This window comes from Bacteroidota bacterium (genome assembly GCA_013696965.1).
Classification (GTDB): Bacteria; Bacteroidota; Bacteroidia; order JACCXN01; family JACCXN01; genus JACCXN01.
In genome coordinates, this window is sequence record JACCXN010000094.1 from 18,369 (window position 1) to 31,250 (window position 12,882).

A 12,882-nucleotide genomic window follows, 5' to 3' on the forward strand; every position below is an offset into this window, starting at 1 on the left:
ACTCTAAGAGCTTCAAGCCTCTTTATTTAACCTGCTTTATTAACTGTATGTTCATCTAAAACACAAATAATACCTTTTATTCCCTTTCATTAATTATAGTTATGGGCAGTTTGTAAGTAATACCTGCCTACTACAATTATAGGTTGAGCATATCCGGTTTAACAATTTTTACTTTTTATCGCCCCGCTTTCTGATAGGTTTTTTATACTTGGCAGCGGCCTTTTTTTTATGGGCGCCTCTTACATTTACTTTCTTGTTTTTATCAGACTTTTCATGAAAGCTAAGCCCGGAGGTTTTCTTCTTTATTTCGGGAAGATAATTCTTGACGAAAACCTTGGGCTTTTCCTCAGGAATTAACTCATCAGAGATGGCTACTTCAGAAGGAAAATCAGTAATTGGAATTTGATACGACATCAATGATTCGATTGCTTGCTTTGCTTTTTCTTCCTGCTGTGTATAAAACAAAATAGAATTGCCATGTTGTTCGGCTCTGCCAGTTCTGCCAATGCGGTGCATGTAATTTTCAGGAAACTCAGGAACGTCAAAATTGATCACATGTGATATTTTATCAAAATCTATCCCTCTTGCTATTACTTCCGTTGCTATCAATACTCTTTTAGCCCCACTTTCAAATTCTTCAATTGATCTGATCCTGTAATTTTGCGATTTGTTAGAATGTATAATTCCAACCAAAGAAACATTGGATTTCTCCAGGCAATCAAATAATCTGTCCGCAATCTTTTTTCCTGTAACAAAAACCAATACTTTTTGGTATTCCTTACCTTTTAAAAGGTGCTTTAGCAAATTCACTTTTGTAAGAAAGTTTTTTACCGGGTAACATTGCTGGGAAATATTATTCAGGCGGGCTCCACTGGGGACAATGGAAATTTGGAACGGAGCGATAAAAAAATCCTCGATAATCGCTGCTACATCACTAGTCATAGTGGCAGAAAACATAATGTTTTGCCTTTTTGCCGGAAGCAGCTCAAAGATATTGATGAGTTGGGGACGAAATCCATTGTCCAACATAATATCCACCTCGTCAATTACTAATTTTTTTATTGATTTAAAACTAAGTGACCCGCTAAGTACCAAGTCATACAGTCTGCCAGGGGTAGCTACCAATATATCCAGGCCCTGGGCAATGGCTTTCTTTTGAACATTAATGTTTGTTTCGCCAAATATGCCCAATACACGTACACTTTTGTATTTGGCATAACTGTTAATATTCTCAACCACCTGCATTACCAGTTCCCTGGTTGGTAAAAGAATCAGCACCCTTGGGTTAACTTCTTTGGAATATTTCATTTGATGCAAAATAGGCAGCATGTAGGCAAATGTTTTCCCTGTGCCTGTTTGGGCGATGCCAACAATATCCTTGTTGGAAAGTATAACAGGGTAGGCCTGCTCCTGGATTGGAGTTAGGGTATCAAAGCCCAGGTCTTCAATGGCTTGGTGCAGTTCTTTTGACAGGTTTAAATTTTCGAAGGTTTTCATCACTAGTGTATTTGCATCTAAAGGTAGTGCTTTGATTTTTAAGAATTTTATTTGTACATTAAACACTTGTAGAAAAATGGTTAAAACCATTTCTACGCTCAATTCAACATCCATCTATAACCCACGGTTTAAAACCGTGGGTTATAGAGACGATAATTAGATTACAAACCATTTTAATGGTTTAAAAAACGAACAATTATGCCTCACTCATTCAATAAAATATGGATACATGCCATTTGGGCAACCAAAATGAGAGTTCCGATGATACATTTACCCATTGAGCAAAAAATCTATCAATTTATTTCAGAGCAATTACGTGAACAAGGCTGTCCTGTTAGAATCATTAACGGCATGCCGGATCATATTCATTGTTTATTTCTTTTAAACCCTCAAAAATCCATTGCTGAAGTCATTAAACAAATAAAAGGCAGCAGTTCTCACTTTGTAAATCAATGCGATTTGATTCCTGAAAAATTTTCCTGGCAAACCGGATATGCCTCTTATTCGGTTTCTGAATCGGTTGTTGAAAAGGTTTTTCAATACATCAAAAACCAAAAGCAGCACCATCATAAAAAAACCTATGAAAAGGAATACGGTGAATTTTTGAAACTTTATGGGTTAAATAATGAAAGCGCTATTTAATTTAGTAAACCCAGAGGTTACACACATCAAATCATAAATCTTTATATTCCTGAGCTATACTAGATTGCAGGTTGACACTTGTAAACAAAGGTTAATTATTTTCTGTGAGGGAAAATGGTTAAAACCATTTCAAAAAGCAAATCAACATCCATAACCCCCGGTTTAAACCGGGGGTTATGGAGACGATAATTAAGATTACAAACCATTTTAATGGTTTAAAAAAACGAACAATTATGCCTTACACTTCAATAAAATATAAATATATTCCATTTTGGGCAACCAAAAAGAGGAGTTTCGCTGAATAGCAGGTTTACACTTGTAAACAAAGGTTAATTATTTTCTGTTGGGAAAATGGTTAAAACCATTTCAAAAAGCAAATCAACATCCATAACCCCCGGTTTAAATCGTGGGTTATGGAGACGATAATTAGATTACAAACCATTTTAATGGTTTAAAAAACGAACAATTATGCCTCACTCATTCAATAAAATATGGATACACTCCCTTTGGGCAACCAAAATATTGAAACAACATTGAAAAATGTATTAATTCCGATTAATAACAATTAATCTGTTTGGTATAGGTAAAAATATTTGTTTAAATTCAACCTATGAAAATAATCCTAATTGCATTTTTAACTATTATAGTTTCATGCGCTCCTACTGCAAAAAGCCCTATGTTAGGGAGTACTTCAATATATCATTTTAGTTATGAGCATTTTCATGATGCAGATATTGAAGTGTTTCATCAGTACTACCCATTAGATAAATACAAGGAAGTAGAATCCTTTACAGTTAGCTATATTGCTAATATGCATAATCATGATTCTGACAAAACTGTACCCGAAAACTATATTTTAATTAACAGAGGGAATTCTGTTAACACAATAATTGAAAATAAAAAATATTGCAAAAGTAAAATTGATTCAATTTGTATAGATTACCTTAAAGGAATTAAAGCAGATGGGATTTTAAATTTGAAATATTCAGTTCAAGAATCAGAATACGGAAAGTTAACAGCATCAGGGCTTATAAAAAGCACAGAGTATAATTATAGTGGTATTTTATTGAGGAAGAAATAAAACTTTTCTATTTCAGAAGCCCTGATTCTAACTAAAAAATCAAAATAGCCATTATGAAAACAACGAACAGAGGGTGCTACATCCGCCCCAATCAATTTTTTCATATGGTTCTGTTATTTCTTTTCTCAAGTGTCATCTAATTACTATTAATATTGTTGCCTATTTAAAAGTGCCCTAATAATTCTTTTTTCAATCTAAACCGAGCAAGTTTTGGTAATAAAAAAAGGCCTCAAGATTCTTGAAGCCTTCTTTTTTGTCATTGATTTTGTCAATGTCGTCACTTGACTTGCTGATTATCAGCCTTGTTGGTGGCCTCTACAGGAATCGAACCTGTATCGTGGGCTTCGGAAACCCATGTACTATCCGTTGTACTAAGAGGCCAGAGGTTAATGCATCTCTAAAAACGATTAAAACCGGCCAAAGGTACAAATTATCGAAGCTTTTAAAAGAAGGATTTTGCCTAAATCCAAGATAATTTCATTCAGACAATTTTAAGCATGTGGGTTTGATTCCATTAATGTTCGGATATTTTTATTAAAAAAGTGGCGAGAGTAGCAAAAACAAAGCTGATAAAAAATATTATCCGGGTAATATTGGCCATTTTTAGGTTGTGCAACATTGCCCTTCCGTTTTTTGTCTTAAACCACATTAGGCTTAACAGAACAAGAATAAGGCTTGTAAGAACAAAAATTACCAGGCCAATTAAAATATACCTGTCCATTTTTATATTCATTTAAAAATTTTTCACCGCTAAAAGGGCGTTATGAACAGGATAATTGCAAGGAATATTCCATTAATTGCAAGGAATAGATAAAGTGTTTTTTTCCCCGGAAAAGCATTTCAAACAGATAACAAATGCTTGGCTTAAATTGTTTTTGTTTTAATTCTGGTACTTTAATTTTTAGTTTGTTTAAATTTTTTTGAACAATTAAATATGTAACCATTTAGAAGAAAACCCATATAAGAAGTACTGAAATCGCTTAAAAAGCAAACCATCTTCCTTAAATTTTTTACCTGAATCAGAAGTGAAATAGTACTAACGAAAAACTATGCGCCATGAAAACAAAACTACAAACTCTGCCCTTCGTTTTTATTTTCTTCATTTTAATAGGATGTCACAAAACAGGTCCTGTTGGGGATTGCAACTGCCCCATGGAAACTGGAAAAACCAGGCTAATGTACCAATCCACAAATTGCGATGATCCATGGGGTTATGCAAATTCACGTGAAAATACGGCTGCCCTGGTTGTAAAGTATTTCAATCTCCAGGGAATTAATTTTTCAAGTATAGGATTTGATGAAAAAGGAATTACTAAAAACTGTTATAGCTGCAATTGTGTATCTGAAATAAGAATTTGTGTACAAGTTAATGAAAATGATGTACTTGCAATGATGGAAAACGGTTTTGCTCCTTTTTAAAATCGAATAAGTTTTAAAAAAAGAAGCAGCGTGTGAATTTCAGGCTGCTTCTTTTTTTTATATCACAAAAGGATGAATAATATTAAAATAGGGAATTGGAATTTTAATCTAAAGGCTTTGGCCGCCTTGCTTGCCATATTCGTTTTTATAAATACGAACAAGGAGCAGGAACAAACTCACTAATAAAGGACCAAAAATAAGTCCGATAAAGCCAAACAAAGGAACGCCAACTATCACCCCAAAAAGTGTTATTAAGGGGTGCACATTTGCCAGTTTGCGTTGAATAACAAGTCTGAAAAAATTATCAGATGCTCCCACTACAGCAACCCCATAAATGAGCAGTGCAATTGCCTGCCAGTTTTGACCCATCGAAAACAAAAGGATGCATACGGGTAAAACACCCATGGCAGTACCAACAAAAGGAATCATTGAAGAGATGGCAGTTATTGTGAACCAGAAAATGGGATCAGGAACCCCAAGTATTAAATAGCCTATAAGTGCAATAGTTCCCTGTAACAGGGCAACTATGGGAATCCCAATAGCATTTGATTTTACCAGCTCGTTGCTGTCATTTCCAATTGCCAGGATGTTTTCTTCTTTTAAAGGAAGGTATTCAATAGCAAGTTCTTTAAGTTTTTCCGTGTTTACAAACAAATAATAAAGAATAAAATACATTATTCCAATTGCAATAATAATGGTAAAAGTTCCTCCTGCCAGGCTCTCCAGGGTAGTTGCAACATAACTGCTTGCCTGGGAAGTATCAATGTTTTTTGTAATATCAAATCCCAGATAATTTTCCGCAAATTTTGCCTTGTCTTCTATAAATGCAAGTATTTTTTCCGAATGCTTTATTGCCTTGCTAATTTTGTTTGAAATCATTATAACCACTGCTGTTACAGGCAGTAAAAAACACAGAAATGATGCAATCATTAATGTAACTGCTGCTGTGGAAGGTTTCCACCCCCTCAAAAGCAAATTGGACATCAATTTACGCAGTATAATATAGATTGTAAATGCGCCTAAAATTCCTGAAAGATAAGGGCTTAGCTCAAGGAAAATGAGCCCTCCCAGAAGTAGAATTGAAAACAAGGCAAATAACTGCCTGAACACCTCAGGTTTTATTTTGTCCATCTGATTTTTCGGTTAGATTTACTGCGAATATACTCAAACATTAATAATTATGCTTAGACTATTCTTAAAGATCAATAACTCTAACAGTATTTAATCCTGTTAAGCTGTTTTTGTGTAAATAAAACCTTTTGGGATTTTATCTAATTAAGACGGATTTGAAGGGAATTTTTTGATCTCACTTAATTTTTATACCAATGGATAAAAAGCATCTTCTATATGCTGAATTTTTGGTTCTCCTTTTATTGAAAACAGCACAGTGATTATATCAAAACGCACTTCCAAATCAAGCTTTTTTTGTAGAACATAAGCCTCAGCACCTTTTACCAGTTGTTTTTGTTTTATTCTGGTTACCCAGGCTTCTGGTTCACCAAAATAATTCCCACTTCGTGTTTTAACTTCTGCCACTACTAAGGTTTTGTTTTGTTGAGCAATAATATCTATTTCGAACTTCTTGTAAATCCAGTTCTTTTCAATTATACTAAATCCCTTACTAAGTAAATATTCCAGTGCCATTTCTTCTCCTTTTTTCCCCGTAATATTATGTTCTGCCATAGAATTGGTTTAATTGTTATTGTTTTTTCTTGCACCATTCAATAAAATCACTATTTTCGTAGAACATAATTCACGGTGATGAAAAAGCAGAATATGAAGTTACAAATAATTATTTTGCTGGCATATTTTTCAACCCAAATGTCATTCGCTCAATCTTTTGAGGGATTAATTGAATCTAGAAAAATTTCCCCAATTGATACTGTCCATTTCATCTTTTATATTAAAGAGGATAAGATTAGAATAGATCAAATAGGTTACGATAAAAAAATTGAAGAGATAACTCTTGTTAATTTGAGTGATTTCAAATCCAAATCACTTAACCCAATCCGAATGCTGTTAACTGATATAGAATCCGCACCTACTAAAGAATTTGTAAAGATCCAGAATGTCAGTGTTTCTAAAGGAAAAAAAATAAAAACTATTGCTGGTTACCAATGCCAGGAATGGGTTGTTGTAAAAAAAGAACAAAATATTCAAATAACGTATTTCCTTGCAAAGGATAATTTCTTTTTTTTCGAAAAAATGCTGATTAGCTTAAACAGAAAAGATAAGCTTTCTACTTTTTACCAACAATTACCAGAAACAACAAATGCATTTCCTTTTTATGCTATTGAGGCTGATTTAAAAGGCAAGCCAACCAACATTTTCGAGGTTACCGGCATTACAAAAAAAAGCCTTGATCACTCCCTGTTCCACATTCCTGAAGGTTACAAAAGATTTGGTAAATAAAGCTTTTCACACAATGCGATTAAATCCATATTTCCATCTGGATATAATTTAGTAGCTTTTTAATTATTCCTCTAAGTCTTCCCCCGTTTTATGGGCATAGCCATGTTATATTCATTCCTGTTTGTGGATCAGGACATTACATAAAATCTTTCCCAGAAATTGTATTTTCCCGCTTTGGGAATTTTATTTTCAATCCAGAACAAGATCAAAATTCTTAAGTAGAATCTTTTTGATTATTCTCATTTTTTCCCGTATTTATTGGTGGTTTATTTTTTTTCTTAAAAAAAAGCGAATTGGCAGGAAATTTTTAAGTGTTTAACAACGGATCAATAAATATTAGCTATGAAAACTACAATGAGAACCATACTTATGCAAGGAAGTCCTCCACAGGGAATAGCAGGTTCAAGACAAGCGGCATTAACCACTATGCTTTTGATTTATGTATACAATGAATTATTCTCACAGGAGATGGAAATTGTTGGAAAATTATCGGGCAAAAAATTCAATATAACACTGCAAAATAATGAAGATGAATTTCAAAAGATTAATGACATACTGTTTTTTCACGATGCATTTATTTCCAATGAATGTAAACTGTTTTCTCTGGAAAAGAGTGAATATACAGTGAGTGAAATGGAGGACTCAATTATTTTTGAAACAGAAACTATCAATGATGTTGAAGGTGTTAGAATTTGGAAAGGAGCAGTTAAAAACAAAGAAATTGAAGGAATAATGGTTTGGGCGCAAACAGGTAAGGAAGTGGAAAGTTTTTCTTTTTCAGGATTGTTGGAGGAATAAAGAATTAATTATGCCATTAATTTCCACTTTGGTTTGCCTCCCTATAAACTCCACAATAAACCAGCATGGATAATTGTGTTCAAAATACCAGAAGCAAAAGAAAAATCTTTGAATTTTTTTCGAATAAATGAACATAAACCATTTCATTTATCTGCAAAGCTTCTGCTTATATATAATTCAGACTGCTTTTTTCTGCCCCTACATCTAAAACAACCCGCCCTCCTAAAATTATTGCCTTATTTTCTTTTATATGTCCTGAAGGAAAATTAAAACAAACAGGGTAATTATATTCTTTTACAGCATCCACAACAATCTCTTCAGGACTTTTTCCAAAAGGGACAGCATTGTCCTTCATATCATTCATGCCACCTACAATTAAACCGGATAAATTTTCCAGCATTCCTGTTCTTTTCAGGTTTATCATCATCCTGTCCAAATGGTATAGGTATTCATCCAGGTCTTCAAGAAGTAAAATTTTACCATTTGTGATTGCTTGTGAGCATGTTCCGGATAAGCTATATAAAATAGATAAATTGCCTCCAGTAAGCGTACCTTGGCCTGTTCCAGTTCTATTGAGATAATTGTTTTCTATCAGGTAACTTAAGGGTTCACCAAAAAGTGCTTTCCTTATGGTTTCTACAGCATCGCAAAAGGATCCATCGTTTGGAAAATTAACCGGCATTGCACAATGTAATGTTGCAATGGATAAATTCTGCTGAATATGGGAATGTAAAACAGTAACATCACTAAAACCGGCAATCCATTTTGGGTTTTTAGCAAATTCCGAGAAATCAAGGCGATCTATAATTCTTACTGTTCCATAGCCTCCTCTTGCACAAATTATGGCCTTTACCTTAGGTTCATCAAGCATCTTTTGTAAATCAAGCACACGCTGCTCATCAGTACCTGCAAATTGATGGAAAACATTGAACAGATCTTCACCAAATACAACTTTTAGTCCCCATTTTTCGAATTGTTCAACAGCTGGAGCCACTTCTTGTGGACTTATCTTCCTGGCTGTAGAAACTATGCCAATTGTATCCCCTTTTTTCAGATATGCAGGTATTTTCATTTTTTTTTAATAGTTACACCCGCAAGTTACAAGTTTAAATTAATTTTTTTGTTTGATTTGATTAATTGAATCCATGATTTTTCTATTTTCATTTGTTATTTTAGATCTATGAGGGATTGTAAAATCAGGTGTGAATACTTAAGGTTTCTAAATTTCACAAAGTAGGTTAAATGAATTAACTTTATATTTGCGAAAATTATCGAATAATAAATCATCACATTGAAAAGACATACCATTACAGCAGCCCTGCCTTATACTAATGGCCCAGTTCACATTGGCCATCTTGCCGGAGTTTACATTCCTGCAGATATCTATGCACGTTATTTAAGGCTGCTGAAAAAGGATGTGCTCTTTGTTTGTGGTTCAGATGAACATGGTGTTCCTATAACAATTAAAGCAAAGCAGGAGGGAATAAGTCCTCAAAAAGTAGTGGATAAATACCATAAAATTATTGGAGATTCTTTTAGAGATTTTGGAATAAGTTTTGATATTTATTCGCGCACATCCTCGCCAATGCATCATCAGACTTCTTCTGATTTCTTTAAAAAATTATACGATAAAGGCATTTTTGAAGAAAAAGTCACAAGTCAGTATTATGATCATGAGTTTCAGATGTTTCTTACCGACAGGAACATTACGGGTACTTGTCCAAAATGCGGAAATGAAAATGCATATGGTGATCAGTGTGAAAAATGTGGGAGTTCCCTTGATCCAACTGAATTGATTAATCCGGTTTCTAAATTAAGCGGCAAAAAGCCTGTTTTAAAAGAAACAAAACACTGGTATCTGCCCCTTAATAAATACCAGGAAAGACTCAGCAAATGGATACTTGATGAGCATAAACACGATTGGAAAACAAATGTTTACGGACAGTGTAAATCATGGCTGGATCAGGGATTGCAACCTAGAGCAGTAACAAGGGATTTGGATTGGGGAGTACCTGTTCCCATTGAAGGAGCAGAGGGCAAGGTTTTGTATGTTTGGTTTGATGCACCTATTGGATATATTTCTGCTACAAAAGAATATTTTTCAAAAACGGATAACCCCGATAATTGGGAACTTTATTGGAAAGATAAGGAGACAAGCCTGGTGCATTTTATAGGCAAGGACAATATCGTTTTCCATTGCATTATTTTCCCTGCAATGTTAATGGCCGATGGTGATTATATTCTTCCGGCAAATGTACCTGCCAATGAGTTTTTAAATTTAGAGGGAGATAAAATTTCTACTTCAAGGAATTGGGCGGTATGGTTGCATGAATACCTTATTGATTTCCCCAATAAGCAGGACGTATTAAGGTATGTGCTTTGTTCCAATGCTCCGGAAACCAAAGACAATGATTTTACATGGAAGGATTTTCAAGCTAAAAACAACAATGAACTTGTTGCCATTTTCGGAAATTTCATTAACCGTGCCTTGGTTTTAACGCATAAATATTATGAAGGAAAAGTGCCTGAAATTGGTAAATTGTCTGATTATGACAAGGAGGTTTTAGATGCCCTTTCAAAAATACCAGCTAAAATCAGCCACAGTATTGAATTATACCGTTTTAGGGAAGCCCTTGCAGAAACAATGAACCTTGCCAGGCTTGGAAATAAATACCTTGCTGATACCGAACCATGGAAATTAATAAAAACAGATGAGCAAAGGGTAAAAACAATATTAAATATCAGTTTGCAAATAGCAGCAAGTCTTGCCATTGCCACAGAACCATTCATGCCTTTTACCAGTAAAAAACTTGCCTCAATGCTGAATTTTTCTTTTGATGGATGGGAAAAAGCCGGAAAACAGGATAATTTGCAAGCAGGTACCTTAATAAAAGATGCCGAATTGCTTTTTGAAAAGATTGAAGATCCTGCAATAGAAGCGCAGGTTGAAAAATTAAGCGCAACAAAACAACAAAACCTGGTTATTCCCGCATTTAAGGAGGAAACAACTTTTGAGGATTTCAGTAAACTTGATATTCGTGTTGGAACAATCATAGCTGCGGAGCGAGTGCCCAAAACGCAAAAACTACTTAAACTGCAAGTGGATTTAGGTATAGATAAGCGTACGATTGTTTCAGGGATTGCCGAATTTTTTGAACCGGAAAAAATAATCGGAAAAAAAGTAAGTGTTTTGGTAAATCTTGCCCCAAGAAAAATTAAAGGAATTGAATCAAAAGGAATGATTTTAATGGCCGAAGATTTAAATGGCAGCCTTATATTTATTGGGCCCGACCAGGAAATTTCCAATGGAGGTACAATTCGTTAATCCAGGATTTGTTTTTTATGGAAAGGGATAAAGTTAAATCAGCGCTTAAATAAATTATCCAGGAATTTTCCAATCCTTTTTTTCCATCTGTTTTCTTTGTTTTTTTTAGGTCCAATTAAGTCCCCTAAGGGTTGAAGGTAAGGCACTTGATCGAATATTATTTTGGCCATTCCAAATAAAGGGATGAACAAAATCATTCCTGCAATTCCCCATAATATTCCTCCTGTTACAATAGCCATAATAACGGCTAATGGACTTATGTTTATTTGTCCGCCAATAATATAAGGTTCTATAAAATAATCATCAATTAACTGAATAAAAAAAACCACAGCAAGTACGGATAAAGGATTAGTGGTGCCTGACAAAACAGCGGCACTTGCAGGAATTAGGCCGCCTATAAATGTACCAACATAGGGCACTATTGTTAAAAAAGCAGCGATACTTCCTGTTAATACAGCATGTTTAAGTCCCAATGCTGATAAACCAATTATATACAATGCACTTAAAATTAGAATGGAAATTAATCTCCCTATCAGATATTGAGTGCTAACCTTGCTTATCTTGTGCAACGTGCTGCTTATTTTTTCCGGGTTATTGTTTTTACTTATACGGATTATAAATTCTTCATATTTTTCCCTTTTTAAAAGAAAAAAAATTATGTAAACCAGTATCAGAATTACATCTGTAAGAAAACCTAAAAAGCTGCCCAGGAATCCTGAAACTGTTTTTTCACCTTCCTGTATTATTGAGGAGTTTTTAAAAAAAGATTTTTGTTGTTCTATGGAAATATCCAGTTTTTCTGAAATATACTCCTGAGTTTGTTTCTCCTTAGCTAACAACGAGGATTTGAAGCTGGGAAGGTCATTTTTAAAATTGGCAACCTGGGAAGCCATTACTGTTATGAGTGCAGTTCCAGTTAAAATCAAAATGAAAATGCTTATAATTATGGCAATCATCCTATGAATTCCCCATTTTTCGAGTTTCTGACATACAGGAAGTAATAGCATCGAGAGAATAATGCCAAAAGTTAAAGGGATAAAAAAGGAATAGCCAAAATAAAGAGCGGAAAAAAATCCAAAGCCAAAAACAATAATATTGTTTATTTTCCAAAATGAATTCATAACAATAAATTTTAACTTTTTCTTTATTTAAAGTTAATACAATAACCTCCAAAAACCAAGGTTGAGATATAAACAGGTAAATAAGCGTTTGAAGCAATTTGTAAGGAAAACGTTGTTGTTAATTTGGCAGTAATTTATTGGATGAGCCGAACTCAATCCTATTTTAAAATACAGCAACCTAGCTAAAGTTTGCTAAAGTGTTTAATTAGGAAGTTTTTCTCCTTATTATCTTTATATTTGCAACCTTAATTTTTTAAAATTTAACTGTTGTCAAACAAAAAAAACAGCAGTAATTTTTTTATTGGTCTCGTAGTTCAACGGATAGAATAGAAGTTTCCTAAACTTTAGATACAAGTTCGATTCTTGTCGAGATCACAAGCCAGTTTAACAACTGGCTTTTTATTTTTTGTCTTTTTTTTCTTTTTTATTTGGTCCAAATTTTTCAAAGAAACAGCAAACTTTATTTTGAGTATAAATAAAAGTAATTGATAAGCAAATGAAAGGAGTTAAGCTTTTTTTGCATACCATTTTTACTGCATCCCTACTCGAAGGATTTATATAGATTGTGGAGTACGTATTTTTAGCCG

At 33.9% G+C, this 12,882-nt stretch carries 12 protein-coding genes and 2 tRNA genes; 7 read left to right on the top strand and 7 right to left on the bottom strand.

The window, feature by feature from the left end; all coding sequences use genetic code 11:
* Window positions 1-168 precede the first annotated feature (168 nt).
* Entirely contained in the window at window positions 169-1,497 is a 1,329-nt protein-coding gene (locus H0V01_14605; GenBank protein MBA2584603.1) for a DEAD/DEAH box helicase, read from the bottom strand.
* Between the two features lie 198 nt (window positions 1,498-1,695).
* Here H0V01_14605 and tnpA point away from each other — a divergent pair, with 198 nt between their 5' ends.
* Window positions 1,696-2,139 (top strand): IS200/IS605 family transposase, encoded by a 444-nt coding sequence (gene tnpA, locus H0V01_14610; protein ID MBA2584604.1) that lies wholly within the window; start codon window positions 1,696-1,698, stop codon window positions 2,137-2,139.
* Between the two features lie 610 nt (window positions 2,140-2,749).
* Window positions 2,750-3,220, top strand: coding sequence for a hypothetical protein (locus H0V01_14615; GenBank protein MBA2584605.1), 471 nt, complete (start codon window positions 2,750-2,752; stop codon window positions 3,218-3,220).
* Window positions 3,221-3,526: 306 nt separating this feature from the next.
* On the opposite strand, the gene H0V01_14620 is transcribed toward H0V01_14615, so the two are convergent.
* Window positions 3,527-3,601: transfer RNA gene (locus H0V01_14620), tRNA-Arg, on the bottom strand.
* A gap of 133 nt (window positions 3,602-3,734) precedes the next feature.
* Complete coding sequence (locus tag H0V01_14625; GenBank protein MBA2584606.1) at window positions 3,735-3,941, bottom strand: hypothetical protein; 207 nt, start codon at window positions 3,939-3,941, stop codon at window positions 3,735-3,737.
* Window positions 3,942-4,276: 335 nt separating this feature from the next.
* On the opposite strand from H0V01_14625, the gene H0V01_14630 reads away from it, so the two are divergent.
* Complete coding sequence (locus tag H0V01_14630; protein ID MBA2584607.1) at window positions 4,277-4,639, top strand: hypothetical protein; 363 nt, start codon at window positions 4,277-4,279, stop codon at window positions 4,637-4,639.
* Window positions 4,640-4,747: 108 nt separating this feature from the next.
* On the opposite strand, the gene H0V01_14635 is transcribed toward H0V01_14630, so the two are convergent.
* Together H0V01_14635 and H0V01_14640 are read right to left on the bottom strand one after the other, a co-directional pair.
* Complete coding sequence (locus H0V01_14635) at window positions 4,748-5,770, bottom strand: AI-2E family transporter (GenBank protein MBA2584608.1); 1,023 nt, start codon at window positions 5,768-5,770, stop codon at window positions 4,748-4,750.
* Between the two features lie 186 nt (window positions 5,771-5,956).
* Window positions 5,957-6,322, bottom strand: a complete 366-nt coding sequence (locus H0V01_14640) for a YraN family protein (protein MBA2584609.1) — start codon at window positions 6,320-6,322, stop codon at window positions 5,957-5,959.
* Between the two features lie 93 nt (window positions 6,323-6,415).
* Here H0V01_14640 and H0V01_14645 point away from each other — a divergent pair, with 93 nt between their 5' ends.
* Window positions 6,416-7,051 (top strand): DUF4412 domain-containing protein, encoded by a 636-nt coding sequence (locus H0V01_14645; GenBank protein ID MBA2584610.1) that lies wholly within the window; start codon window positions 6,416-6,418, stop codon window positions 7,049-7,051.
* 342 nt (window positions 7,052-7,393) lie between these two features.
* Entirely contained in the window at window positions 7,394-7,849 is a 456-nt protein-coding gene (locus H0V01_14650; protein MBA2584611.1) for a hypothetical protein, read from the top strand.
* A gap of 166 nt (window positions 7,850-8,015) precedes the next feature.
* Here H0V01_14650 and H0V01_14655 read toward each other — a convergent pair whose 3' ends face one another.
* Complete coding sequence (locus H0V01_14655) at window positions 8,016-8,921, bottom strand: LD-carboxypeptidase (GenBank protein MBA2584612.1); 906 nt, start codon at window positions 8,919-8,921, stop codon at window positions 8,016-8,018.
* Between the two features lie 210 nt (window positions 8,922-9,131).
* Between H0V01_14655 and metG the strand changes: the two genes are divergently transcribed.
* The gene (gene metG / locus H0V01_14660) at window positions 9,132-11,174 is read left to right on the top strand and encodes a methionine--tRNA ligase (GenBank protein ID MBA2584613.1); all 2,043 of its coding nucleotides are present in this window, start codon (window positions 9,132-9,134) and stop codon (window positions 11,172-11,174) included.
* A 38-nt stretch (window positions 11,175-11,212) separates the two neighbouring features.
* On the opposite strand, the gene H0V01_14665 is transcribed toward metG, so the two are convergent.
* Complete coding sequence (locus H0V01_14665; protein ID MBA2584614.1) at window positions 11,213-12,295, bottom strand: AI-2E family transporter; 1,083 nt, start codon at window positions 12,293-12,295, stop codon at window positions 11,213-11,215.
* A 303-nt stretch (window positions 12,296-12,598) separates the two neighbouring features.
* Here H0V01_14665 and H0V01_14670 point away from each other — a divergent pair.
* Window positions 12,599-12,670: transfer RNA gene (locus H0V01_14670), tRNA-Arg, on the top strand.
* The last annotated feature ends 212 nt before the right edge of the window (window positions 12,671-12,882 follow it).